The organism is Kitasatospora sp. NBC_00458, assembly GCF_036013975.1.
GTDB lineage: Bacteria > Actinomycetota > Actinomycetes > Streptomycetales > Streptomycetaceae > Kitasatospora.
In genome coordinates, this window is record NZ_CP107904.1 from 6,165,275 (window position 1) to 6,189,478 (window position 24,204).

The 24,204-nt window shown below is 74.2% G+C and carries 19 protein-coding genes and 1 rRNA gene; 8 read left to right on the forward strand and 12 right to left on the reverse strand.

Annotated elements, in window-relative coordinates; translation table 11 throughout:
• The first annotated feature begins 55 nt into the window (after positions 1 to 55).
• Positions 56 to 172: ribosomal RNA gene (rrf, locus tag OG550_RS25725) — 5S ribosomal RNA — on the forward strand.
• A gap of 122 nt (positions 173 to 294) precedes the next feature.
• On the opposite strand, the gene OG550_RS25730 is transcribed toward rrf, so the two are convergent.
• On the reverse strand, positions 295 to 771 hold the full coding sequence (locus OG550_RS25730) for a GNAT family N-acetyltransferase (RefSeq protein ID WP_327681341.1): 477 nt from the start codon (positions 769 to 771) through the stop codon (positions 295 to 297).
• A gap of 168 nt (positions 772 to 939) precedes the next feature.
• On the reverse strand, positions 940 to 1,731 hold the full coding sequence (locus OG550_RS25735) for a VOC family protein (protein WP_327681343.1): 792 nt from the start codon (positions 1,729 to 1,731) through the stop codon (positions 940 to 942).
• Between the two features lie 123 nt (positions 1,732 to 1,854).
• On the opposite strand from OG550_RS25735, the gene recD2 reads away from it, so the two are divergent.
• The 3 genes from recD2 (at position 1,855) to OG550_RS25750 (ending at position 6,896) form a co-directional block, all read left to right on the forward strand.
• Positions 1,855 to 4,098, forward strand: a complete 2,244-nt coding sequence (recD2, locus tag OG550_RS25740) for an SF1B family DNA helicase RecD2 (protein ID WP_327681345.1) — start codon at positions 1,855 to 1,857, stop codon at positions 4,096 to 4,098.
• A gap of 224 nt (positions 4,099 to 4,322) precedes the next feature.
• Entirely contained in the window at positions 4,323 to 5,612 is a 1,290-nt protein-coding gene (locus tag OG550_RS25745) for a citrate synthase (protein ID WP_327681347.1), read from the forward strand.
• A gap of 564 nt (positions 5,613 to 6,176) precedes the next feature.
• A complete protein-coding gene (locus tag OG550_RS25750) occupies positions 6,177 to 6,896 on the forward strand; it encodes an SDR family NAD(P)-dependent oxidoreductase (protein WP_327681349.1) in 720 nt (239 codons plus the stop codon).
• 148 nt (positions 6,897 to 7,044) lie between these two features.
• Here the strand turns inward: OG550_RS25750 and OG550_RS25755 are convergent, their stop codons facing one another.
• From OG550_RS25755 to OG550_RS25765, 3 genes are all read right to left on the reverse strand, one after another.
• Complete coding sequence (locus tag OG550_RS25755; protein ID WP_327681351.1) at positions 7,045 to 9,363, reverse strand: heavy metal translocating P-type ATPase; 2,319 nt, start codon at positions 9,361 to 9,363, stop codon at positions 7,045 to 7,047.
• 73 nt (positions 9,364 to 9,436) lie between these two features.
• Positions 9,437 to 9,655, reverse strand: a complete 219-nt coding sequence (locus OG550_RS25760; RefSeq protein WP_327681353.1) for a heavy-metal-associated domain-containing protein — start codon at positions 9,653 to 9,655, stop codon at positions 9,437 to 9,439.
• Between the two features lie 312 nt (positions 9,656 to 9,967).
• Positions 9,968 to 10,909, reverse strand: coding sequence for a PrsW family intramembrane metalloprotease (locus tag OG550_RS25765; protein ID WP_327681355.1), 942 nt, complete (start codon positions 10,907 to 10,909; stop codon positions 9,968 to 9,970).
• Positions 10,910 to 11,118: 209 nt separating this feature from the next.
• Here OG550_RS25765 and OG550_RS25770 point away from each other — a divergent pair, with 209 nt between their 5' ends.
• On the forward strand, positions 11,119 to 12,291 hold the full coding sequence (locus tag OG550_RS25770) for a PP2C family protein-serine/threonine phosphatase (RefSeq protein ID WP_327681356.1): 1,173 nt from the start codon (positions 11,119 to 11,121) through the stop codon (positions 12,289 to 12,291).
• A 60-nt stretch (positions 12,292 to 12,351) separates the two neighbouring features.
• Here OG550_RS25770 and dhaL read toward each other — a convergent pair whose 3' ends face one another.
• A complete protein-coding gene (dhaL, locus tag OG550_RS25775; protein WP_327684143.1) occupies positions 12,352 to 12,990 on the reverse strand; it encodes a dihydroxyacetone kinase subunit DhaL in 639 nt (212 codons plus the stop codon).
• Positions 12,991 to 13,037: 47 nt separating this feature from the next.
• On the reverse strand, positions 13,038 to 14,033 hold the full coding sequence (dhaK, locus tag OG550_RS25780) for a dihydroxyacetone kinase subunit DhaK (RefSeq protein WP_327681358.1): 996 nt from the start codon (positions 14,031 to 14,033) through the stop codon (positions 13,038 to 13,040).
• A gap of 130 nt (positions 14,034 to 14,163) precedes the next feature.
• Here dhaK and dhaM point away from each other — a divergent pair, with 130 nt between their 5' ends.
• A complete protein-coding gene (dhaM, locus tag OG550_RS25785; RefSeq protein ID WP_327681360.1) occupies positions 14,164 to 14,556 on the forward strand; it encodes a dihydroxyacetone kinase phosphoryl donor subunit DhaM in 393 nt (130 codons plus the stop codon).
• A 129-nt stretch (positions 14,557 to 14,685) separates the two neighbouring features.
• Here the strand turns inward: dhaM and OG550_RS25790 are convergent, their stop codons facing one another.
• A complete protein-coding gene (locus OG550_RS25790; protein ID WP_327681362.1) occupies positions 14,686 to 16,401 on the reverse strand; it encodes a bifunctional 3'-5' exonuclease/DNA polymerase in 1,716 nt (571 codons plus the stop codon).
• Between the two features lie 217 nt (positions 16,402 to 16,618).
• Between OG550_RS25790 and OG550_RS25795 the strand changes: the two genes are divergently transcribed.
• Positions 16,619 to 18,643 carry a M3 family metallopeptidase gene (locus OG550_RS25795; protein WP_327681364.1) on the forward strand — a complete coding sequence of 675 codons (2,025 nt, stop codon included), beginning with the start codon at positions 16,619 to 16,621 and terminating at the stop codon, positions 18,641 to 18,643.
• 50 nt (positions 18,644 to 18,693) lie between these two features.
• On the opposite strand, the gene OG550_RS25800 is transcribed toward OG550_RS25795, so the two are convergent.
• Positions 18,694 to 20,178, reverse strand: coding sequence for a cellulase family glycosylhydrolase (locus OG550_RS25800; RefSeq protein WP_327681366.1), 1,485 nt, complete (start codon positions 20,176 to 20,178; stop codon positions 18,694 to 18,696).
• A 139-nt stretch (positions 20,179 to 20,317) separates the two neighbouring features.
• Positions 20,318 to 20,962 carry a TetR family transcriptional regulator gene (locus OG550_RS25805; RefSeq protein WP_327681368.1) on the reverse strand — a complete coding sequence of 215 codons (645 nt, stop codon included), beginning with the start codon at positions 20,960 to 20,962 and terminating at the stop codon, positions 20,318 to 20,320.
• Positions 20,963 to 21,076: 114 nt separating this feature from the next.
• Here OG550_RS25805 and OG550_RS25810 point away from each other — a divergent pair, with 114 nt between their 5' ends.
• Positions 21,077 to 22,294 carry an acyl-CoA dehydrogenase family protein gene (locus OG550_RS25810; protein ID WP_327681370.1) on the forward strand — a complete coding sequence of 406 codons (1,218 nt, stop codon included), beginning with the start codon at positions 21,077 to 21,079 and terminating at the stop codon, positions 22,292 to 22,294.
• Between the two features lie 274 nt (positions 22,295 to 22,568).
• Here OG550_RS25810 and OG550_RS25815 read toward each other — a convergent pair whose 3' ends face one another.
• Both OG550_RS25815 and OG550_RS25820 read right to left on the reverse strand, forming a co-directional pair.
• Positions 22,569 to 23,156: a phosphatase PAP2 family protein gene (locus OG550_RS25815; protein WP_327681372.1), complete on the reverse strand. Its 588-nt coding sequence runs from the start codon at positions 23,154 to 23,156 to the stop codon at positions 22,569 to 22,571.
• Positions 23,157 to 23,336: 180 nt separating this feature from the next.
• Positions 23,337 to 24,149, reverse strand: coding sequence for an enoyl-CoA hydratase/isomerase family protein (locus OG550_RS25820; RefSeq protein WP_327684145.1), 813 nt, complete (start codon positions 24,147 to 24,149; stop codon positions 23,337 to 23,339).
• Positions 24,150 to 24,204: the final 55 nt, after the last annotated feature.

Here is a 24,204-nt window from a genome sequence, read left to right on the forward strand (position 1 = left end):
ACAACGACCCCCACATCAGGTCACGGTGTGGGTGCGGTTGACAGTTTCATAGTGTTTCGGTGGTCATAGCGTGAGGGAAACGCCCGGTTACATTCCGAACCCGGAAGCTAAGCCTCACAGCGCCGATGGTACTGCAGGGGGGACCCTGTGGGAGAGTAGGACGCCGCCGAACAATCATTCACAAAGAACCCCCGTCCGGGATCCGGACGGGGGTTCTTTGCATTTCCGGGGGAATTCCCGCCGGCGCTCGGGCGTGCGCCGGGTGTCCACCCCGGGGTTCCGGGGCGGGCCGGGCTAGAGCGCGAGCTTGAAGCCGAGGTGGGAGGCGACGAAGCCGAGCCGCTCGTAGAAGCGGTGCGCGTCGGTGCGGGCGGCGTCCGAGGTGAGCTGGACCAGGTCGGCGTCGAGTTCGCGGGAGCGCTCGATCGCCCACTGGATCAGCTCGGTGCCGAGGCCGGTGCCGCGCTCGTCGGCGTGGATGCGGACGGCTTCGATGATGGTGCGGGTCGAACCCTTCCGGGAGAGTCCGGGGACGACGGTCAGCTGGAGGGTGCCGACGGTCCGGCCGGCGCGTTCGGCGACCACGAGGTGCTGGTGCGGGTCGGCGTCGATGCGGGTGAACGCGGTGCGGTACGGGGTGAGGTCGTCGGGGCTCTCGCGGGTGGCGCCCAGTGCGTCGTCGGCGAGCATCGCGACGATCGCGGGCAGGTCCTCGGCGGTGGCGCGCCTGATCGTCAGGTCGGTTCGGGGTTCGGTCGAGAGGTCGCTCATGATCACAGCGTAGGCGGCGCCCTGGAGGCCCCGTCCACCCGGTCGGTGACCGGTCGGCGGCCCCGAGTGGCGGGCCCGCGCCCCGCAGGCCCGTGAACGACCCCCGGAGGGCTTCGGAGGGCCGTCGGGGATCCGGTCCCGGGTCGGTCGGTGCCGGGTGACCTGCCGTCACCCGCCGGGCGGGGCGGTGGTGATGACGGCGAGGACGGCGCCGTGCGGGTCGGCGAGCCGGGCGACCCGGCCCACGCCGTGCACGTCGGCGGCGGGGGCCCGGACGGTCGCGCCGAGCCGTTCGGCGGTGGCCACCCGGGCGTCGACGTCCGTGACCTCGAAGTACGGGAGCCAGTGCGAGGAGGTGCCGGCGGCGGTCTGGCCGGGTTCGAGCTGGACGATGCCGCCGTGGGCGTCCGCGGTGCCGCCGCCGGGCGGGGTCAGGACGGTGTAGACGGTGTCGCCGAGCGGGACGTCCTGCTCCTGCCAGGAGAAGACGGTGCGGTAGAAGGCCTTGGCGGCCTCGGCGTCCACGCTGTGGCACTCCGTCCAGCAGAGGCTGCCGGGTTCGGTGACGGCGTCCAGGCCGCGGAGGTCGTGCGGCTGCCAGACCGCGAAGTCCGCACCGGTGGGGTCGGTGTAGCCGGCCATCCGGCCGCTGCCGAGGACGTCGAAGGGGGTGAAGCGGATCCGGCCGCCGGCGGCCTCGACGAGGTCGGTGGTGCGGTCGGCGTCGACGGTGCGGAAGTAGACCGTCCAGGCGGCGCGGGTCGGTGGGTCGGCGGACGGGCCGAGGGCCGCGACCGTCCGGCCGTCCTGGCGGAAGAAGCCGTAGCGGCCGGCCTCCGGGCCCGCGGAGGCGAAGGTCCAGTCGAACAGGGCGGTGTAGAAGGCCGCCGAGGCGGTGGTGTCGGGGCTGGTGAGGTCGAGCCAGTCGGGGGTGCCGGGACGGAAGTCGGTGCTGAGCATGGTGCGGCGCTCCTCGGCCGGGCCCCCCTCGGTGCCTCCCAGCCTGGCACCGGGACCCGCGGTGTCGCACCCGGACGGTACGGTGCGTAGCGGAAGTGGGCCCGGACGGTGAAGGAGGCCTCGGTGGCCAGGCAGACGCGGACCGGCACCGGGGAGGCGGCGGTGCCGCGCCAGCTCGCCGAGGTCGAGGGCGTGCTGGAGCGGATCACGTACGCCAACGAGGAGACCGGCTACACGGTGGCGCGGGTCGACACCGGGCGGGGCGCGAACGACCTGCTGACGGTGGTGGGCGCACTGCTCGGCGCGCAGCCGGGGGAGTCGCTGCGGCTGCACGGCCGGTGGGGGTCGCACCCGCAGTACGGGCGGCAGTTCGTCGTGGAGAACTACACGACGGTGCTGCCCGCCACGGTGCAGGGGATCCAGCGGTACCTGGGGTCGGGGCTGATCAAGGGGATCGGGCCGCGGTTCGCGGAGCGGATCGTGGAGCGGTTCGGGGTGGACACCCTGGACGTGATCGAGCAGGAGCCGGGCCGTCTGATCGAGGTGCCGGGGCTCGGGCCGAAGCGGACGAAGAAGATCGCGGCCGCCTGGGAGGAGCAGAAGTCCATCAAGGAGGTGATGGTCTTCCTGCAGGGCGTGGGCGTCTCGACCTCGCTGGCCGTGCGGATCTTCAAGCAGTACGGGGACGGCTCGATCGGGGTGGTGAAGAACGAGCCGTACCGGCTGGCGTCGGACGTCTGGGGCATCGGCTTCCTCACCGCGGACCGGATCGCCCAGGCGGTGGGCATCCCGCACGACAGCCCGGAGCGGGTGAAGGCGGGGCTGCAGTACGCGCTGTCGCAGAGCAGCGACCAGGGGCACTGCTACCTGCCGGAGGAGCGGCTGATCGCGGACGGCGTGAAGCTGCTCCAGGTGGACGTGGGGCTGGTGATCGACTGCCTGGCGGAGCTGGTGGCGGCCGAGGGGGTGGTGCGCGAGCAGGTGCCGGGTGAGGGCGGCGAGCCGATCACGGCGGTGTACCTGGTGCCGTTCCACCGGGCGGAGATCTCGCTGGCCAACCAGCTGCTGCGGCTGCTGCGGTCGGAGACGGACCGGATGCCGTGGTTCGGTGCGGTGGACTGGCCGGCGGCGCTCGACTGGCTGGCGAAGCGCACGGGGGCGGAGCTGGCGCCCGAGCAGGAGCAGTCGGTGCGGCTGGCCCTGACCGAGAAGGTCGCGGTGCTGACCGGCGGCCCGGGCTGCGGCAAGTCGTTCACGGTGAAGTCGATCGTGACGCTGGCGCTGGCGAAGCGGGCCAAGGTGGTGCTGGCGGCGCCGACCGGGCGGGCGGCGAAGCGGCTGGCGGAGCTGACCGGGGTGGAGGCCTCGACGGTGCACCGGCTGCTGGAGCTGAAGCCGGGCGGGGACGCCGCGTACGACCGGGACCGGCCGCTGGACGCCGACCTGGTGGTGGTGGACGAGGCGTCGATGCTGGACCTGATCCTGGCGAACAAGCTGGTCAAGGCGGTGGCGCCGGGGGCGCACCTGCTGTTCGTGGGGGACGTCGACCAGTTGCCCTCGGTGGGGGCCGGCGAGGTGCTGCGGGACCTGCTGGCGGAGGGCGGGCCGATCCCCTCGGTGCGGCTGACCCGGATCTTCCGGCAGGCGCAGCAGTCCGGGGTGGTGACCAACGCGCACCGGATCAACGAGGGCCTGCCGCCGCTGACCGACGGCCTGCCGGACTTCTTCCTGTTCGTGGAGGACGACGCCGAGGCGGCGGCGGGGCTGACGGTGGACGTGGTGGCGCGGCGGATCCCGCAGCGGTTCGGCTACGACGCCCGGCGGGACGTCCAGGTGCTGGCGCCGATGCACCGGGGGCCGGCGGGGGCGGGGAACCTCAACACCCTGCTCCAGGCCGCGGTGACGCCGGCCCGGGAGGGTCTGGCGGAGCGGCGGTTCGGCGGGCGGACGTTCCGGGTGGGGGACAAGGTGACGCAGATCCGCAACAACTACGACAAGGGGCGGAACGGGGTCTTCAACGGCACAGTGGGAGTCGTGACGGCGCTCAGCGCGGACGACCAGCGGTTGACGGTGCTCACCGACGAGGACGAGGAGGTGCCGTACGACTTCGACGAGTTGGACGAGCTGGCGCACGCGTACGCGGTGACGATCCACCGTTCGCAGGGGAGCGAGTACCCGGTGGTGGTGATTCCGGTCACCACGTCCGCGTGGACGATGCTGCAGCGGAATCTGCTCTACACCGCCGTGACCAGGGCGCGGAAACTCGTTGTGCTGGTCGGGTCACGGAAGGCGATCGCGCAGGCGGTTCGCAACGTCAGCGCAGGTAGGAGGCATGCCGCGCTGGATCACCGGCTGGCGGCTGGATGATTCTCCAAGGGATGGTTGCCTCTATTGTTCTCTTGACGTGAAGAGATTTACGGCAGAGCCTGGGGTGGTGCCGATCTTGTCCGGTTCGTACCGGCTGCGGCGGCAGGTTTTGTAGGGGCGGGCCCTTTCGGGCCACCCCGGGTGCGCGGCTGTCCGCCGGATGGGGGATGGTAGAGACAGTCAGGGCACCTTGGAAGAGGATTCATTTCGTCGGTGAGGAAGACGTGAGCGACAACTCGGTAGTACTGCGGTACCAGGACGGCGAGTACGAGTACCCCGTCGTCGAGAGCACTGCGGGCAACGCCGGCTTCGACATCTCGAAGCTGCTCCCGCAGACCGGCCTGGTCACCCTGGACAACGGTTTCGGCAACACCGCCGCCTACAAGTCCGCGATCACCTTCGTGGACGGCGACAACGGCATCCTGCGGTACCGCGGTTACCCGATCGAGCAGCTCGCCGCCAAGGGCGACTTCATCGAGACCGCCTACCTGCTGATCAACGGCGAGCTGCCGGACGCCGACCAGCTGGCGGAGTTCAACCGCGAGATCACCCAGCACACCCTGCTGCACGAGGACGTCAAGCGCTTCTTCCAGGGCTTCCCGCGGGACGCCCACCCGATGGCGATGCTGTCCTCGGTGGTCGGCGCGCTGTCCACCTTCTACCAGGACAGCCACAACCCGTTCGACGCGGCCCAGCGCCACCTGTCGACGGTCCGCCTGCTGGCGAAGCTCCCGACCATCGCGGCCTACGCGTACAAGAAGTCGGTCGGCCAGCCGTTCGTCTACCCGCGCAACGACCTGAGCTACGTCGAGAACTTCCTGCGGATGACGTTCGCCGTCCCCGCCGAGGACTACGAGCTCAACCCGGTCATCGTCAACGCGCTGGACAAGCTGCTGATCCTGCACGCGGACCACGAGCAGAACTGCTCGACCTCCACGGTCCGCCTGGTGGGCTCCAGCCACGCCAACCAGTTCGCGTCCATCTCGGCCGGCATCTCGGCGCTCTGGGGCCCGCTGCACGGTGGAGCCAACCAGGCCGTGCTGGAGATGCTGGAGAGCATCCAGCAGGACGGCGGCGACGTCGACGCCTTCATCGCGAAGGTCAAGAACCGCGAGGCCGGCGTCAAGCTGATGGGCTTCGGCCACCGCGTGTACAAGGCCTTCGACCCGCGCGCCGCGCAGGTGAAGCTGCTCGCCCACGAGGTGCTCGGCCAGCTCGGCAAGTCCGACGAGCTGCTCGACATCGCCCTCAAGCTGGAGGAGCACGCGCTCAAGGACGACTTCTTCGTCTCGCGCAAGCTCTACCCGAACGTGGACTTCTACACCGGCCTGATCTACCGCGCCATGGGCTTCCCGACCAGCATGTTCACCGTGCTGTTCGCGCTCGGCCGGCTGCCGGGCTGGATCGCCCACTGGCACGAGATGATCAACGACCCGACCAGCCGCATCGGCCGTCCGCGCCAGATCTACACCGGCGTGGAGATCCGCGACTACGTGGAGCTCGACGCCCGCTGACGGGCTCACCCCCGAGACGCCGACGCGCGCCCCTGACACCGGTGCCACGAGGGCCCGGCCGCATTCCGCGGCCGGGCCCTCGCACGTGCCCCCCGCGGGCGCCGGAGCGGGCGCGGAGGACCTGGACGTACAGCGCACGACTCCGGGGCGGCCGCAGCCCGGGACGGCCGCTCAAAGCGTCCCTGACCCCGCCACACCCCGGCGCCGTGCGCGAAGGCCGCCAACAGTCGGCGACCGACCCGGGGCCCGCCGGAGCCCCGTCGGCGGCAGTGGAGGCGGCGCGGTGACGTGATGCCGTTCGCCACGTCTCCGCCCACCGGAAAAACTGCCGCACTACCAACCTAAGACGTATCAGGGTGTGAGAAGTTACGCCCGGGGGGTGTGAGCTGCCTCTCGCCACGCTCCGTGTGCACGCGGTGCCCCGCCCATACCACACCTTCCGGCGGCGGCGACGTCACCCTCCCCGCAGCGACGGCAACCGAGCGTGATAGGAATCGTGGCATTCCGGTACGGACCGTCCCGCACCTTGCAGCGTGGCGGCGGAGCTGGGGAGGGAGTGCGCAGATGACCAGGAACGTCGTTGTCACCGGCGGTGGCACGGGAATCGGGTACGAGGTGGCGCGGCGGTTCGCCGAGGCCGGCGAGAAGGTCGTGATCGTCGGCCGCCGCCGAGCGGTGCTGGAGCAGGCCGCCGCCGCCCTCGGGCCGAACGTCACCCCGCTGGTCTGCGACCTCGCCGACCCGGACGCCGTCGAGGCCGCGCTCGCCGAACTGCCGGAGCGGATCGACGTGCTGGTGAACAACGCCGGCAGCCGGGAGACCGTGATCGGTGCCGGTCCGCACGCCCTGCTGGCCCGCTGGCGCGGCGACTTCGAGCGGAACGTGCTGACCGTGGTGCTGCTCACCGAGTCGATCCGGGACCGGCTCGCCCCGGGCTCCGGCCGGGTGGTCACCATCAGCTCCATCGCCGCGCTGCGCGGCGCCGGCTCGTACGGGGCCGCCAAGGCCTCGCTGCACGCCTGGAACAACTTCCTGGCCGCCCAGCTCGGGACCTCGGGCATCACCGCCAACATCGTCGCCCCGGGGACGGTCGCGGGCACCGAGTTCTTCGGCCCGCGGCTGGACGAGGCGGAGGTGTCCCGGCGGGCGGCCCGGACGCTGCTCGGCCGGATCGGGGAGACCGGGGAGGTCGCCGCGGCGGTCCACTTCCTGGCCTCCGAGGAGGCCGGGTTCATCACCGGCGAGATCCTGCACTGCAACGGCGGCGAGCTGCTCGGCCGCTGAGCGCGCCGGCGGCGGTGCCGCCCACGGCGCCCCGGGCGGCGGTGTGCGCCGGCCGCGCCGGGGCCGCCGGGCCGGGGCCGGAGACGCCCGGGGCCCGTACCGCATGCGCATGCGGTACGGGCCCCGGGCGTTCGGTTCCCCGGGCCGCTCAGGCGGCCTCGAAACGGCGCAGCCGCAGGCTGTTGGTGACCACGAAGACCGAGGAGAACGCCATCGTGGCGCCGGCGATCATCGGGTTGAGCAGTCCGGCGGCGGCCAGCGGGATCGCGGCCACGTTGTAGCCGAACGCCCAGAACAGGTTGCCCTTGATGGTGGCCAGGGTGCGGCGGGAGAGCCGGATGGCGTCGGCCGCCGAGCGCAGGTCGCCCCGGACCAGGGTGAGGTCGCTCGCCTCGATGGCCGCGTCGGTGCCGGTGCCCATGGCCAGGCCGAGGTCGGCCTGGGCGAGCGCGGCGGCGTCGTTGACCCCGTCGCCGACCATGGCGACGACCCGGCCCTCGGCCTGGAGGGCCCGGACGGTGGCCACCTTGTCCTCGGGCAGGACCTCGGCCAGGACGTCCTCCGCCGGGATGCCCACCTCGGCGGCGACCGCGTGCGCGACCGCCCGGTTGTCCCCGGTCAGCAGGACCGGGCGCAGGCCCAGCGCCCGCAGCCGGGCGACGGCCTCGGCGCTGGTCGGCTTGACCGCGTCGGCGACCTCCAGGACGGCCCGTGCCTCGCCGTCCCAGCCGACCGCGACGGCGGTCCGCCCGGCCTCCTCGGCCGCGCGCTTCGCCTCGGCGAGCACCGGCGGCAGCCGCTGGGCGTGCTCGGCCAGCAGCGCCTCCCGGCCGGCGACCACGGTGTGACCGTCCACGACGCCCAGCACCCCGAGCCCGGGCACGGACCGGAAGTCCCCGACGGCGGGCAGCGGGCCGGCCTGCCCGGCCGCCGCGGTGGCGATGGCGGCGGCGATCGGGTGCTCCGAGGCGTGCTCCAGGGCGCCCGCCAGCCGCAGCACCTCGGCCTCGGTGACGCCCTCGGCGGTGTGCACGGCGGCCAGCGCCATGCTGCCGGTGGTGACGGTGCCGGTCTTGTCGAGGACGACGGTGTCCACTCTGCGGGTGGTCTCCAGCACCTCCGGGCCCTTGATCAGGATGCCGAGCTGGGCGCCGCGCCCGGTGCCGACCATCAGCGCCGTCGGGGTGGCCAGGCCGAGGGCGCACGGGCAGGCGATGATCAGCACGGCGACGGCGGCGGTGAACGCCTCGGTCGGGCTGTTCGCGGCCAGCAGCCAGCCGACCAGGGTGCCGAGCGCGATCAGGATGACCACGGGCACGAAGACGGCGGAGATCCGGTCGGCGAGCCGCTGGGCGGCTGCCTTGCCGTTCTGCGCCTCCTCGACCAGCCGGGCCATCCGGGCGAGCCTGGTGTCGGCGCCGACCCGGGTGGCCTCGACCACCAGCCGGCCTCCGGCGTTGACGGTCGCACCGGTGACGGCGTCGCCGACCGCGACCTCGACCGGCACCGACTCGCCGGTCAGCATCGAGGCGTCCACCGCCGAGGCGCCCTCGACCACCACCCCGTCGGTGGCGATCTTCTCGCCCGGACGGACCACGAACCGCATCCCGACGGCGAGCTGCGCGACCGGGAGGCGGACCTCGCGGCCGGAGTCGAGGACGGCCACGTCCTTGGCGCCGAGGTCGAGCAGGGCGTGCAGGGCCGCCCCGGCGCGGCGCTTGGAACGGGCCTCCAGGTAGCGGCCGAACAGGATCAGCACGGTGACGGCGGCGGCCGTCTCCAGGTAGAGCATGGACGAGGCGTCGGCGTCGCCGACCGACAGCGAGAACTCGTGCCGCATCCCGGCCATGCCCGCGTCGCCCCAGAACAGGGCCCAGAACGACCAGCCGAAGGCGGCCAGGGTGCCGAGCGAGACCAGGGTGTCCATGGAGGCCGCGCCGTGCTTGAGGTTGGTCCAGGCGGCCCGGTGGAACGGCAGTCCGCCGTACACCACCACCGGGCCGGTGAGCGCGAAGGCCAGCCACTGCCAGTTGGTGAACTGGAGCGACGGGATCATCGACAGCATGGCGACCGGCACGGTCAGCACCGCGCTGATCAGCAGCCGGTCGAGCAGCGGATCGGCCGGGAGCGGTGCGGCGGCGGCCCCGGCGTCCGGGCCGGCGGGGGCGGCGACCACCGGCGGCGGGGGCGGCTCGGCGGTGTAGCCGGTGTTCTCGACGGTGGCGATGAGGTCGGCCACGCTCACGCCCGGCCCGTAATCGACCCGGGCCTTCTCGGTGGCGTAGTTGACGGTGGCCTCGACGCCGTCCATCCGGTTGAGCTTCTTCTCGATCCGGGCCGCGCAGGCGGCGCAGGTCATCCCGCCGATCGACAGTTCGACGCGCTCCCGGACGGCTGCCGGGTCGTCCTGACCGGCTATGGCGGTGGTGGCGTCCGGGGAGGTGGAGCCCGAGGTGGAGGTGCTCATGTGCTGATCAGCTCCTTGGGGAGGAGCGCGGCGGGGGAAGGGGGGTCTCCCGGCCCCGCCGCGCGGCGGGGGCTCAGACGGACCGGCCGACCAGCTCGTAACCGGCCTCGTCGACGGCGGCGCGCACCAGCTCGTCGTCCAGCGGGGCCGCGGCGGACACGGTGACGGTGCCGGCCTTGGCGTCGGCGGACACCTCGGTCACGCCGGTCAGTGCCGAGAGCTCCTTGCTGACCGAGTTCTCGCAGTGGCCGCAGCTCATGCCGGTCACGGAGTAGGTGATGGTGCTGGACATTCGGGGCCTCCGAAGAGTTCGGTACGGCCGCGAGCGTACGCCCGGGCCCTGCTTCTGATGACACCGTACCCTCGGGGGGTATTCCGTAGGGATACGGATGATGTGGTGTGGATCGCATTCCGGATCTTCCCCGGAGCGCGGCCCGAGAGCAGAGCGTAGGCGTCCGGACACGCTGCGCCCGAATCCGCGCCGTGACGTGGGCGGATTCGAGCGCGACGGGGCCGGTCGTTCGAACGGGGTGGCGGTGGCCGGTGGGGCCGGGTCTCCTCGGGGCGGGGCTTCTCAGGCCGGGGCTCCTCGGGGCGGGGCTTCTCAGGCCGGGGCGGCCGGGTACTGGGCGGGGATCGGGCTGGGCCGCTCGCTGCGGACCAGCAGCCGCAGCCAGAGCAGTCCGCCGAGCGAGACCACGACCAGGCCCGCCGTGTCGTAGAGCGTGTAGAGGTGCGCCTGCTCGGCGGTCGGGCCGGGCATGTAGCCGAGCTCGAACAGCGCGCGCTGCCAGTCGGCGGCGGTTGTCCGCGCGACCAGCCACACCGCGATGCCGCTCGTCGAGTCCCAGAGTGCGTGCAGCAGTGCGACGCCCAGGTAGGTGAACAGGACGGGCGGGGTGAAGCGGAAGCGCCCGGCGCGCCGCTCGCGGAAGAGCACGCCGCCGAGGATGGCCGTCCAGAGGACGTGGCCGACCGGGGCGAGGACGCCGCGCAGGATCTCCGTCTCCACCAGGTTCCTGAGCGAGAGGCCCTGGATGCCGAGTACCGCGTTGAACGCGTAGCCCGCGCTCTCGAAGGCGGCGAATCCGGCGCCGACGGTGGCCCCCAGGACCAGTCCGTAGCGCAGGCCGCTGACCCGGAGCCGCCGGCTCACCATGACCAGGGCGGCCAGCTTGACCGCCTCCTCGATCAGGCCGACGCCGACGTACATCCAGACGGAGGGCGAGAGCAGGTAGGTCTCCAGGACGGAGGCGCCGAGCACGCCGATGATGCCGCCGATGCCGAAGCAGGCGAAGATCCGGTCGGCGCCGAGGTCGGCCGCGTAGCGCTCGTAGGCCCAGACCGTCACGGTGGAGGGGACGAGGAAGCTGCCGAGCAGTACGACGGTCGGCACCAGGTTGCTGTTGCCCGTGAGGAAGGTGACGGCGACGGTGGCGATCCAGAGCAGGAGCCCGATCAGGAGGATCCTGGGCCACTGGGCGGGGCGGGCCGCCGTGCGGGCGCGCGGTTCGGAGATGCGGGGGGTGTTGCGGTATCCGGACACCGGTGAAGGCCTCCCTTGCGTGAGCCGCTTTCGTCGCACTGTATGACAAAACGGACTCTTTGGTACCTTCTGGACGGGTGGGAGGGGTTCGCGTCGACCGGCTCGGCTCGGCCGGCGGCCCGGGCGCACGTGCTCGGGGCGTACGGGGCCGAGGTGCGCGGGGCCGAGGTGCGCGGGTGGGTACGGTGATCGTCCGTTATGTTCGATATGTGTCCCCGTACCGCCAGCCCCAGTCGCCCTCCGTCCCGACGGGCAGCGGGCTGTCCTGGGCCCGCCGGCGCCGCGTCCTGCTGGCGGTCGACCTCCAGGACATCCCGTTCTGGCGCCGCGCCTCGCCCGCACTGCTCGCGATCCTGCTGGTCGCACTCACCGACCTGCTCTCCGGCCGGGACCGCTACCTCGCACCGCTGATGACGGTCGTGCCCAGCATCGCCGCCCTCACCCTGCGCCCGCTCGAACTCCTCGCCGTCTGCCTGCTCGGCCTGCTCGCCGTCTTCGGCCTCAGCCACTACGACGAGGTCGACACCATCAACGACACCCGCTTCCTCTGGGGTGCCATGATCAGCTACCTGCTGCTCACCCTCTTCTCCGCCTGGGTCGCCAAGATCAGGATGCGCCGGGCCGCCGCCTTCGCCGCCGTCAGCTCCGTCGCGGAGGCCGCCCAGCGGGCACTGCTCCGGCTGCCCGGCCCCGTCGTCGGACCGCTCCACCTGGCCGTCCGGTACGTCTCCGCCGCCGACGCCTCACGGATCGGCGGGGACCTCTACTCCGTCCTGGAGACCCCGCACGGCACCCGGGTGGCGGTCGGCGACGTCCGGGGCAAGGGGCTCGGCGCGGTGCAGACCGCCGCCGTGGTGCTCGGCGCCTTCCGCGAGGCCGCGTACGACGAGGCGGGGCTGCGCGGCGTCGCGGCCCGGGTCGAGGCCAGCGTCGAGCGGCACGCGCCGGACGGCGAGTTCACCACCGCGCTGTTCGCCGAGTTCCGCACGCCCGGGGTGGTGGAGCTGCTCCAGTACGGGCACGTCCCGCCGATCAGGGTCGACCCGGACGGGCGGGCGCACGTCCTGGACGCGCCGGACCCGTGGGTGCCGCTCGGCCTCGGCCGGCTCGCCGTCGGGGAGCCGACGAGCTGGGGCCAGCCGTTCGGGCCCGAGGACGTACTGGTGCTCTGCAGCGACGGCGTCATCGAGGCCAGGCACCACCGGACCGGCGAGTTCTACCCGCTGGAGGAGCGGGTCGGCCGGCTGGTCCGGGACGCGGCCCGCTCCTCGGCGGAACTGGAGGTCGCGGTCGGCCGGGTCTACGCGGACCTGCTGGAGCACACCGGCGGCGAGCTGCGGGACGACGCGCTGCTGCTCCTCATCACCCGGACGGACGGCTGACCCCCGTCCCCACGCCGGGCCCGGGGGCGGGAGTCGGTCGTCCGGCCGGCGGACCGGGGATCAGCCGGCGGTCACCTCCGCCAGGGCGCGGAACAGCAGCGCGGTGGACGTCGCGCCCGGATCCTGGTGGCCGACGCTGCGCGGGCCCAGGTACGAGGCGCGGCCCTTGCGGGCCTGGAGCGGCACGGTGGCCAGCGCCCCCCGCTCCGCCCCCTCCGCCGCCGCGGCGGCCGCGCCCGGCAGACCGGCCCCGGCGGCGAGCGCCTCCCGGTAGGCGGCCAGCGCGGGGGTCCAGGCGTCCACGATGGTCGCGTCGCCCGGCTCGGCCCTGCCCAGCTCCCGCACCGCCCACAGGCCCGCCGCCAGCGCCTCGCCGACCGCCGCCGCGTCGGCCGGCCCGTCGGCGGGCGCCGACAGGGCGGCGCCGACCGCCCGGAGCGCCTTGCCGTACAGCGGGCCCGAGGCGCCGCCGACCTTGGAGATCAGCGTGGTGCCGGCCTTCGTCAGCACCGCCCCCGGCCCGGCCGGCTCCAGGCCGTCCAGGGCGGTCAGCACGGCGGCGAAGCCGCGCCGCAGGTTGCTGCCGTGATCGCCGTCGCCGATCGCCGAGTCCAGCTCGGTGAGCCGCTGCTCCTCCTCCTCGACCGCGGCGGCGACCGCGCGGATCCAGGACTCGGCGAGCGTGGTGTCGAAATCCATGCCGGTCACTCCTCTTTCCTCCCTCTCCTCCGGTCCTCCCGCCGGGATCAGGCGCGCTTCAGGGCCGGGGTGTCCACCGGGGCGTCCCACAGTTCCAGCAGCTCGCCGTCGGCCCTGGTCAGGGTGAGCGAGAAGCCCGCCATGTCCAGGCTGGTCACGTAGTTGCCCACCAGGTTGCGGGCCACCGTGATGCCGCGCTCGGCGAGCCGGGCGGCGACCTCGCCGAAGACGATGTACAGCTCCAGCAGCGGCGTCCCGCCCAGGCCGTTGACCAGGGCGATCACCTCGTCGCCCGCGCCGACGTGGCCCTCGGCGAGGATCGTCTCCACCACCTCGGCGGCCAGCTCACGGGCCGGGCGGATCTTCTCCCGGCGGCGGCCCGGCTCGCCGTGGATGCCCACGCCGACCTCGATCTCGTCCTCCGGCAGGTCGAAGCCGGGCCTGCCCGCCGCCGGGACGGTCGCCGCGGTCAGCGCGATCGCGAACGAGCGGGAGGCCGCGTCGACCCGTGCGCCGAGGGCGGCCACCTCGTCCAGCGGGGCGCCGCGTTCGGCCAGCGCACCGGCGATCTTCTCGACCACGACCGTGGCACCGGTGCCGCGGCGGCCGGCCGTCCAGGTCGAGTCCTCGACCGCGACGTCGTCGTCGACCAGCACGGTGCGGACCTCGATGCCCTCCTCGGCGGCCAGCTCGGCGGCGAGCTCGAAGTTCATCACGTCGCCGGTGTAGTTCTTCACGACGAAGACCACGCCCGCGCCGGAGTCCACCGCCTTGGCCGCGGCCAGCATCTGGTCCGGGACGGGGGAGGTGAAGACCTCGCCGGGGCAGGCCGCGTCGAGCATGCCCGGGCCGACGAAGCCCCCGTGCAGGGGTTCGTGGCCGGAACCGCCGCCCGAGATCAGGGCGACCTTGGGCGTGCCGGGCCGGACCGCGCGGGTGATCACCCGGTTGGCCACGTCCACCGCCAACTCCGGGTGGGCGGCGGCGAATCCGGTCAGCGCGTCCTCCAGGACGGTCTCGGCGGCGTTGATGAGCTTCTTCACGGCGGTGCGCTCCCTCGACAGACGGTGCTGGTCCGACGCTACGCCAGACGGGGGACGCCGGCACGGAATCCGACACGCGGGGGCGGCGGGCGCGGGTCACCCGGGTGGAGCAGCGTCGTAGGGTCGGGGCATGAGCGACTACGTGGGCATCGTCCTGGTCTCGCACAGCGCACGGCTGGCCGGCGGGCTGAAGGAACTGCTGGGGGAACTCGCCTCGGACGCGGTGCGGGTGGTGGTGGCGGCCGGCACCGAGGAGGGCGGGCTCGGCACCAGCTACGACCTGATCGCCCGGGCCGTGGCCGAGGCCGACACCGGGGCGGGCGTGGTGGTGCTGCCGGATCTCGGGAGCTCGGTGCTGACCGCCGTGACCGTGCTGGAGGACGCGCCGAACCCCGGCGCGGTGCTGGTGGACGCGCCGTTCGTGGAGGGCGCGGTCTCCGCCGCGGTGACCGCCTCCACCGGGGCGTCGCTGGCCGAGGTCGTCGCGGCCGCCGAGGAGGCCCGGGCCTTCCGCAAGCTCTGACGGCTGACGGCTGACGGCTGACGGCCGATGGCTGGCGGCCGGCGGCTCCGCGCGGCGCGGGCCCGGCCGGTCGTGGACCCCGCCCGCCGCCGGTGCCGCGACTACCCCCGGCGCCGCCGCCCGGCGCCACTACTTGGCGTCGGCATAGCACTCCACCACCGCGCTGCTGAGCGGGAACCGCACCGGCGTCTCCCCGAACACCAGCCGCCGGGCCTCCTCCGCCGACTCGGCGACGGCGGCCGCCACCTCGTCGGCCAGGTTGGCCGGGGTGTGCACCACCACCTCGTCGTGCTGGAAGAAGACCAGGTGCGGCCGCTCGGCCGGGCCGGCCGCCGGCAGCGCGTTGAGCCGCCGGCGCAGCGCCGCCAGCAGGGCCAGCGCCCAGTCGGCGGCGCTCGCCTGGATGACGAAGTTCCGGGTGAACCGGCCCCGCGCGCGGGCCGAGCGCCCGCCGGCGTCACCCGCCGTCTCCGGCGCCTCGGTGAGGTCCAGGAAGGCGGCCGAGGCCGGCGGGCACGTCCGGCCCAGCCGGGAGACGACCACGCCGCCGTCCTCGCCGGTCCGGGCGGCCGCCTCGACGTAGCCCATCGCGGCCGGGTAGCGGTGGCGCAGGGTCGCGAGCAGCGGGCCGATGTCACCGCTGGTCTGGCCGTACATCGCGCCCAGCAGACCCAGCTTCGCCTTGTCGCGGTCGCCCTGGAACGCGCTGGCGGCGAGCGCCTCGTACAGGTCGCCGCCGGCCGCGGTGCGGGCCAGCCCGGCGTCCCCGGAGAGCGCGGCCAGGACGCGCGGCTCCAACTGGGCGGCGTCGGCGACCACCAGCAGCCAGCCGGGGTCGGCCACCACGGCACGGCGCAGGATGCGGGGGATCTGCAGCGCGCCGCCGCCCCGGCTGGCCCAGCGGCCGGAGACCACCCCGCCGACCACGTACTCGGGACGGAACCGGCCGCCCCGCGCCCAGGCGTCCTGCCAGGCCCAGCCGTGGGCGGCGTGGATCCGGGCGAGCTCCTTGTAGCGGATCATCAGCTTCGCGGCCGGGTGGTCGACGGCCTTCAGCTCCCAGGACCGGGTCGAGCCGAGCTGAATGCCGGCCTCGGCGAAGGCGCGCAGCACCTGGCCGTGCGAGTCGGGGTTGAACGGACGGCCGCCCAGCGACTGCTGCAGCTCGACCGACAGCTCGGCGAGCAGCCTCGGCTGGGTGCCCGGCACGGTCGGCCGCGGGCCGAGCAGATCGCTCAGCAGCCGGTCGTGGACGTCGGCACGCCACGGCAGGCCGTCGTGCGCCATCTCGGCGGCGACCAGCGCACCGGCCGACTCGGCGGCGATCAGCAGCCGGAACCGGGCCCGCGCCGCCGGGTCCGCGATCGCCGCGAGCCGGCGCTGCTGCTCGGCGTGCACGGCGACGACCGCCTCCAGCGGGTCGGCGCCGGGCGGCAGCTGCAGGCGGTCCGGGGCGAACAGGGTGTCCTGGCCGTCGTCGGCCTCGGCGGAGCCGGGCTCCGGCAGGTCGGCGGGGACGGGCAGGCCGCGCAGCCGGGCCCAGGCCGCGCCGAGCGAACGCGGCGCGCCGAACCGGCCCTCGTGGGCCAGCAGCAGCGCCTCGACCAGCCGCAGGTCGTGGCAGCGGGCGAGCCGGTCGGGCAGCCGGGGCAGCAGCGGCGCGTACCCCGAGTCGGCGGCGGCCCAGACCCAGCGCGGGCGGTCGGCGGCCTCCCGCTCGGCGGCGGCGGCGGCCAGGTCGGGCACCGCGGCGGCCGGGCCGAGCGGGGCGCCCGCGTCGTCGAGCGGCCGGAGCCGGCCGCCGCGGCCGTGCGGGTCGGGGGCGAGGGCGATCCGGGGTGTCACGGGGGCTCCTCCTCTCGTCGGCGCGGGTGCCGTGCGCAGGGGTGCACGGCGGGCGGAACTCGACGGTAGCGGGTGGGTACGACAACCGGAGCGAGGCGGTCCGCGGGCCGCCCCGCGAGGCGGCCCCGGGCGGCCGGGCGCACGGGCCGCACGGGTGCGCCCGGCAGGCGGGTGGGGGACGTAGGCAGCGCCGATGGCAGCGCGTAGGGTCGGCGAAATGACCGAGAACCCGTTCTTCAGGCCCAGCACCCTGGCCTACGGACTGCCGCCGTTCGCCGAGATCCGGCCGGAGCACTACCTGCCCGCCTTCGAGCGTGGCATGGCCGAACAGCTCGCCGAGATCGCCGCGATCACCGCCGACCCGGCGCCGCCGACCTTCGACAACACCCTGATCGCGCTGGAGCGGTCGGGGGCGCTGCTGCGCCGGGTCCGCGGGGTCTTCGACAACCAGTCCTCCGCCGACACCACACCCGAGGTGGACCGGATCGACGCCGAGATCAGCCCGCGGCTGGCCGCCCACCGGGACGCGGTCCACCTCGACGCCGCGCTGTTCGCCCGGATCGAGGAACTGCACGGGCGCCGCCACGACCTGGGGCTGGACGAGGAGTCGCTGCGCCTGCTGGAGCGCCGGCACACTGCCTTCGTCCGGTCCGGCGCCCGGCTCGGCGCCGAGCAGCAGGAACGCCTGCGCGGGATCAACACCGAACTGGCCGTGGCCGCCTCGGCGTTCCGGCAGAACGTGTCGGCCGACTCCAAGGCCCGGGCGCTCGTGCTGGACTCCGCCGAGCAGCTGGCCGGCCTCTCGCCGGACGCGATCGCCGCAGCGGCGGAGAACGGCCGGGCCCTCGGCCGGGACGGCTCGTACGTGCTCAGCCTGAAGAACTTCTCCAACCAGAGCGAACTGGCCTCGCTCACCGACCGCTCGGTGCGCGAGCGGCTGCTCGCCGCCTCGCTCGGCCGCGCGGCGGACACCAACGGCCCGCTGGCCATCCGGATGTCCGCACTGCGCGCCGAACGCGCCCGCCTGCTCGGCTTCGACACCCACGCCGCGTACGTGGTCGCCGACGAGACGGCCGGCACCGTCGAGGCGGTGGACGCACTCCTCGCCCGACTGGTGCCGCCGGCCGTCGCCAACGCCCGCCGGGAGGCCGCCGAACTCGCCAAGTCGGCCGCCGCCGACGGCATCGAGGAGATCGCCGCGCACGACTGGGCGTACTACTCGGAGCAGGTCCGGCAGGCCTCGTACCAGGTGGACTCGGCGGCGCTGCGCCCCTACTTCGAGCTGGAGCGGGTGCTGCGGGACGGCGTCTTCTTCGCCGCCGGCCTGGCCTACGGGGTGACCTTCACCGAGCGGCCCGACCTCGTCGCGTACCACCCGGACGTCCGGGTCTTCGAGGTGTTCGAGGAGGACGGCTCCCCGCTGGGCCTCTTCCTCGGCGACTTCCACGCCCGGGAGTCCAAGCGCGGCGGCGCCTGGATGGACGAACTGGTCACCCAGTCGGGGCTGCTGGACCACCGGCCGGTGGTCTACAACAACCTGAACGTGGCGAAGCCGGCGCCCGGGGAGCCGGTGCTGCTCTCCTGGGACGAGGTCCGCACGCTGTTCCACGAGTTCGGGCACGCGCTGCACGGGCTCTTCTCGGACGTGCGCTACCCGTACTTCGCGGGCACGGCCGTGCCGCGCGACTTCGTGGAGTTCCCCTCCCAGGTCAACGAGATGTGGATGGTCCGGCCGGAGGTGCTGGCCAACTACGCCAAGCACCACGAGACCGGCGAGCCGCTGCCGTCGGAGCTGGTCGAGCGGATCGACGCCGCCGAGTCCTTCGGACAGGGCTTCCGGACCGTCGAGTACCTGGCCGCGGCGCTGCTGGACTGGGCTTGGCACACCCTGCCGGAGGGCAAGGAGGTGGCCGACGCCGAGGAGTTCGAGGCGGCGGCGCTGGCCGAGGCCGGACTGGCGGTGGCGGCGGTGCCGCCGCGCTACCGGACGTCCTACTTCGGGCACATCTTCGCCGGCGGCTACAGCGCGGGCTACTACGCGTACATCTGGTCGGAGGTGCTGGACGCGGACACCGTGGAGTGGTTCGGGTCGAACGGCCGGAGCGCGCGGGAGAGCGGCGAGGTGTTCCGCCGGGAGCTGCTCGCGCGCGGGGACGGCCGGGACGCGCTGGACTCCTTCCGCGCGGTGGTCGGACGCGACCCGGAGACCGGGCCGCTGCTGGCCCGCCGCGGCCTGGCGTAGGGCCCGCGGCGCGGTCGGCGCCCGGCGGCCGGTCCGCCGGGCGCCGGGCGTCAGCGCCGTTCCAGGGTGACGGAGACCGGGGTGCCGGGCCGGGATCGCGGGAGGCGGATCCGGGCGCTGCCGGCCCGGTCGCCGGTCGGCTGGTCGAGCTCGACCAGGGCGCCGGCCGGCTGCACGGCGATCCGCACGCCGGTGGGGAACGCGGCGGCGGGCAGGACGAGTTCGGTGGCGTGCCCGGTGCCGTCGGCGGTCCACCGGACGGTGTGCGCGGTGCCGCTCGCGGTGGTGCGCGCCCCCGTTCCGGCCACCGCGGCCGGGTACGGGCCGAAGACCGGCTCGTCGCCGGGGGCCGGCCGCCCGGCCGGGTCGAGCGCGCAGTAGCCGCCGTCGCCCCGGCACCAGTACCACATCGCCCAGCCGGCGGCGAAGCCGTCCATGGCGTCGACCTGACGGCGGACCAGCAGGGTGTTGCCGGGCCGGCGGGAGTCGGGCGGCCCCCACTCGCCGACCAGCACGGGGAGGCGGTGCGCGGCCGGGTAGGCGGTGATCGCGGCGGTGTAGTCCTCCACGAAGCCGCCGGCCGGGTCCCAGTCGGCACCGGACTCGACGGCCGTGTCGTAGAAGTGCGGGGCGTAGCCGAGCCGGGGGGAGCCGGGGCGGGGGTCGGTGAAGCCCGGCAGCCGGGTGGGCACGCCCTGGCCGACCAGCACGGTCGGCTCGACGAACAGCCAGGCGTCCCGGTCGGCGCGGCGGACGGCGGCGATCAGCCGGCGGTACATGTCGGCGAGCCGGCCCTGCTCCAGCGCGGCGGAGGCGGCGGCGAGCACCGCCGGGTCGGTCGGGTCGCCGTCCACCGGGCCGAACGGCTCGTTGAACAGGTCGTAGCCCAGCAGTGAGCGGTGGCCGCGCAGTTCACGGGCCAGCCGGGTGTAGAAGTCGGCCTGCCAGGCGCGCAGGTCGGGGTCGTCGTAGAGGTGGCGGAAGGCGGCCTGGACGGCGGGCTGGAAGTAGCCGGCGAACCAGTCGTCGGGGTCGGCCTCGAACGGCAGGCCGTCGTCACGGGTGGCCCAGAGCGGGATGCCGCGGTCGCCGCCGCCGAACTTCGGCCCGTAGACGTCCTGGTGGAAGTCGACGAGGGCGAGCACGCCGTACCGGTCGGCCCAGCCGAGGAGCCGGTGCAGGCGGTCGAGCTCGGTCCGGTCCAGCCGTCCGCGTCCGGGCTCCAGCCTGGTCCAGGAGACGGCCACCCGGATCAGCGTGAAGCCCCGGGCCGCGATGGACCTGACGTCCTGCTCGGTGGCCTCGGCGTACTTGTCGAGGTTGAAGCCGCGCAGCTGCAGCCGGCGGCCGGCGGCGTCGACGGGGTCGGTCCGGCCGTCCGGGCCGGTGGCGGTGCCGGTGGGGAACGCCGGTGCGGAGCGCGGTGGCCGGTCGTGCGGATGGTCGCCGTGCGGTGGCCGGGCCAGGGCGGGCGGGGCCGACAGGACGGCGGAGGCGGCGAGCAGGAGGGCAACGGCGGTGCGGCGCAGGCGCATCGGGGCCTCCGGAGCGGGGGAGGGTGGGGCCCGATGATGCCGGGGCGGGTCCGTCCGGCACAAGGGTGCGGGGTGCGGGGTGGTGTGCGGGGTGCGGTGCTGCGCCGTGGCCCCGCCGCCGCCGTGGGCCGGGCCGGTCTCAGTCGCCCGCGGGCTCCGGCGCCGTCGGCTCCGGGGCGGCAGGCCCGGTCGGCAGGGCGCTCGGCAGGTCGCCCGCGGCGGCGAGCCGGCCCCAGAGCAGGTCGGCGAGCGCCTGGACCATCCGGGCCCGCGAGCAGGGCTTGGACTCCAGCCACCAGTCGCCGGCCGCCAGTACCATCCCGGTGATGCCCCGCCCCCAGGCCTCGGCGAGGAGTTCGCGGTCGGCCCCGAGGTCGACCTGGCCCGCGACCGCCCGGGTGATCTCCTCGGCGATCTGCTTCAGAGCCGGCGCGAGCGCGTTCCCCGCGCCGCTCGGGTCGCCCGGCTCGGGGTGGGTGAGCAGCCGGTACACCTGCGGGCGGGACTCGATCCCGGCCAGGTAGGTGTCCAGGACGTGCTCGACCCGGTCGCGCCGCTCCAGCGGTTCGGCGAGGGCGGCCCGGACGGCGGCCAGCAGGCCGCCGGTGTGGCGCTCGGTCAGCGCCCGGATCAGGCCGTTCCGGTCGCCGAAGTGCCGGTAGAGGATCGGTTTGGTGATGCCGGCCTCGGCGGCGATCGCGTTCATGCTGGCGCCGGGACCATCGCGCTGGACGACCCGGTCGGCGGCGTTGAGCAACTGCTCCCGGCGGGGCTCTGGGGACATGCGCTGTTCCTTCGCTAGGGCGTTGACACCGGTTACCAAGCAGTAGCAGACTCCGTCGATGTTACCCGAGGTAACACCCCGGTCGGCCGCACCCATCTCCGGAGGCACGCACCCATGAGCACCTTCTCGCTGGACCCGGGCGAGGACCAGCTCGCCGTACGCGACTGGCTGCACGGCTTCGCCGCCGACGTGATGCGGCCCGCGGCCGCCGAGTGGGACGAGCGCGAGGAGACCCCCTGGCCGATCATCCAGGAGGCCGCCAAGCTCGGCATCTACTCGCTCGACTTCTACGCCCAGCAGTACTTCGACCCCTCCGGCGTCGGCATCCCCATCGCCATGGAGGAACTGTTCTGGGGCGACGCCGGGATCGGCCTCTCCATCGTCGGCACCACGCTGGCCGCCGTCGCGGTGCTCGCCAACGGCACCGACGAACAGATCGGCACCTGGGCGCCGCAGATGTTCGGCACCCCGGACGACGTCAAGGTGGCCGCCTTCTGCTCCTCCGAGCCGGACGCCGGATCCGACGTCTCCGCGCTGCGCACCCGGGCCGTGTACGACGGGGCCGCGGACGAGTGGGTGCTGAACGGCACCAAGACCTGGGCCACCAACGGCGGGATCGCCGCCGTCCACGTGGTCGTGGCCACCGTCGACCCGGAGCTCGGCGCGCGCGGACAGGCCTCCTTCGTGGTGCCGCCGGGCACGCCCGGACTGAGCCAGGGCCAGAAGTTCAAAAAGCACGGCATCCGGGCCTCGCACACCGCCGAGGTGGTGCTGGACGCCGTGCGGGTGCCCGGGCACTGCCTGCTCGGCGGCAGGGAGAAGCTGGACGAACGCCTCGCCCGGGCCCGCGAGGGCGTCCGCAACGGCGGGCGAAACGCGGCGATGGCCACCTTCGAGGCCTCCCGGCCGGCCGTCGGCGCACAGGCGATCGGCATCGCCCGGGCCGCGTACGAGGTGGCGCTGGACTACGCGAAGACCAGGGTGCAGTTCGGCCGCCCGATCATCGACAACCAGGGGGTGGCCTTCCAGCTGGCCGACATGAAGACCCGGATCGACGCGGCCCGGCTGCTGGTCTGGCGGGCCTCCTGGATGGCCGCCAACAACCTGCCGTTCACCTCGGCCGAGGGCTCGATGTCCAAGCTGTACGCGGGTGAGACCGCCAAGTGGGTCACCGCGCAGGCGATGCAGATCCTCGGCGGCAACGGCTTCACCCGCGAGTACCCGGTCGAGCGGATGCACCGGGACAGCGCGATCTACTCGATCTTCGAGGGCACCAGCGAGATCCAGCGCCTGGTGATCGCCCGGGCCGTCTCGGGGCTCCCGATCCGCTGAACGGCCGCGCCGGGCCGCCGTCCGGTGCGGCCCGCAGCGGCCCGTGGCGGCCTGTAGCGGCCCAGCGCGGCGGATGGGGGCGACCAAAGCCGGCTGACGATCGGCTCTTTGCAAACAGCGCACTTTGCAAAGAGACGTCAACGGGCGGCCGCCCGGAGGGTGAGTCCGGTGGAGCGGCTGGGGCGGCCCGGAGCGGCCGCCCGCGGGGCGGCGGGGCCGGCTGCCGGCCACTCCTCTGCCGCTCTTTGCAAAGAGTGCACTTTGCAAAGGGACGTCAGCGGGCGGCCCAGAAGGTGAGTCCGGCGGTGAGGCCGCCCACCGCCGCGCCGACGATCGTCTGCGCGGTGGTGTGGTCCCGCAGCACCACCCGGGACCAGCCGATCAGCACGACCAGCGGGTACAGCAGCAGCCACCACGGGCCGAGCGCGATCGCCAGGCAGACCACCGCGCCGCTGGACACGGCGGTGTGCAGGGAGACCTTCCACCAGACGGTGATCGCCAGGATCGGCACCAGCGAGGCGAACATCGCCAGCACGATCGCCGTGAGGTCGGTCGGCGCGTCCAGTCCGAGCATCACCGCGAAGGCGGTCGCGACCGAGCCCATGACGAACGGGATGACCGTCAGCCGCCGCTGCCGGTGGCCGACGTGCCGGTCCTCCAGCGTGCCCCTGCGGATGCCGCGCTTGATGAACAGGGTCGGGACCACGGCCGTGAAGAGCAGCGCGAACACCGCCCAGCCGAGCCCGCTCCAGCCGTACCGCAGGCCGCCGAGCAGGAGCACCAGGCAGATGATCACGTTCTTCGGCTCCAGGCCGTCGGTGATCTGCCGGGCCCGGGTCGTCGAGGGCAGGGGCTCGGTCATCGCGCGGGTGCTCCAGAGGCTTGGCGGCAGGACGGTCGGATGATCGTATCGATCTGCCGTCAGCTGATCGGACCCGCGATCCCCGGCCCCGCCCTGGTCCGCGCCTCGGCCCCGGCGCCCGCGACCCGGCCCCCGGCCCCTGTGCCCCCGGCCCGCCCCGACCCGGCCGCGCTCGCGGGTTCAGAAGCGGGGCGGCCGGCGCTCCAGGAACGCGGCGAGCCCCTCGTGGACGTCGGGCGCCTCGCGGGAGCGCCGCTCCCACGGGGCGAGGGCGGCCGCGGCCTGCTCGGGGGCGACGGCCAGGGCGGCCTTGACGGCGCCGATGGTCTGCGGCGAGCGGGTGGTCAGCAGGCGGGCGAAGTCCAGGGCCGCGGCGTCCAGTTCGGCGGCCGGGAGGACCCGGTCGGCCAGGCCGAACGCGGCGGCCTCCGGGGCGGGCAGCAGCTCGCCGGAGAACAGCAGGTACTTGGCGCGGGACGGGCCGACCAGCCGGGCCAGCCGCAGCGTCGGCACCGCCGGGTAGACCACGCCGAGTTTGGCCGGGGTGATCCCCAGCCGGGCGTCCTCGGCGACGAACCGCAGGTCGCAGGCGACGGCGAGCTGGCAGCCGCCGCCGACGCAGGCGCCGTGCACCACGGCGACGGTCGGGTGCGGGAAGGCGGCGAGGGCCTCCTCGGCGGCGATGTTGACCGCGTGGTAGTCGTCGGCGCGGTCCGGATCGCCGTAGACCCCGGCGAGTTCGTCGATGTCGGCGCCGGCGCTGAAGGTGCCGCCCGCCCCGGTGACCAGCAGGACGCGCACGCCGGGCTGTTCGGCCAGCCGCAGCAGCACCTTCGGCAGGGCCTGCCAGATCTCCAGGGTGACGGCGTTGCGGCGGTGCGGGCGGTCGAACTCCAGGACCGCGACGCCGTCCTCGCCGAGGTGGGCGTTGAGGCCGTCGACGTGGGTGGGCAGCGGGGCTCGGTCCCGCGTCAGCAGCGGCCGGGCGGCCATGGGCACCTCCGGAAGGGTGTGGGTGCGGCCACTCTCTCAGCACCCGCTCCGCCGG

Coding starts and splice junctions, on each gene's coding strand:
- OG550_RS25730 (WP_327681341.1), bottom strand. CDS start 771: ATGAGCGACCTCTCGACCGAACCCCGAACCGACCTGACGATCAGGCGC.
- OG550_RS25735 (WP_327681343.1), bottom strand. CDS start 1,731: ATGCTCAGCACCGACTTCCGTCCCGGCACCCCCGACTGGCTCGACCTC.
- OG550_RS25750 (WP_327681349.1), top strand. CDS start 6,177: ATGACCAGGAACGTCGTTGTCACCGGCGGTGGCACGGGAATCGGGTAC.
- OG550_RS25755 (WP_327681351.1), bottom strand. CDS start 9,363: ATGAGCACCTCCACCTCGGGCTCCACCTCCCCGGACGCCACCACCGCC.
- OG550_RS25760 (WP_327681353.1), bottom strand. CDS start 9,655: ATGTCCAGCACCATCACCTACTCCGTGACCGGCATGAGCTGCGGCCAC.
- dhaL (WP_327684143.1), bottom strand. CDS start 12,990: ATGGATTTCGACACCACGCTCGCCGAGTCCTGGATCCGCGCGGTCGCC.
- dhaM (WP_327681360.1), top strand. CDS start 14,164: ATGAGCGACTACGTGGGCATCGTCCTGGTCTCGCACAGCGCACGGCTG.
- OG550_RS25795 (WP_327681364.1), top strand. CDS start 16,619: ATGACCGAGAACCCGTTCTTCAGGCCCAGCACCCTGGCCTACGGACTG.
- OG550_RS25800 (WP_327681366.1), bottom strand. CDS start 20,178: ATGCGCCTGCGCCGCACCGCCGTTGCCCTCCTGCTCGCCGCCTCCGCC.
- OG550_RS25805 (WP_327681368.1), bottom strand. CDS start 20,962: ATGTCCCCAGAGCCCCGCCGGGAGCAGTTGCTCAACGCCGCCGACCGG.
- OG550_RS25810 (WP_327681370.1), top strand. CDS start 21,077: ATGAGCACCTTCTCGCTGGACCCGGGCGAGGACCAGCTCGCCGTACGC.
- OG550_RS25815 (WP_327681372.1), bottom strand. CDS start 23,156: ATGACCGAGCCCCTGCCCTCGACGACCCGGGCCCGGCAGATCACCGAC.
- OG550_RS25820 (WP_327684145.1), bottom strand. CDS start 24,149: ATGGCCGCCCGGCCGCTGCTGACGCGGGACCGAGCCCCGCTGCCCACC.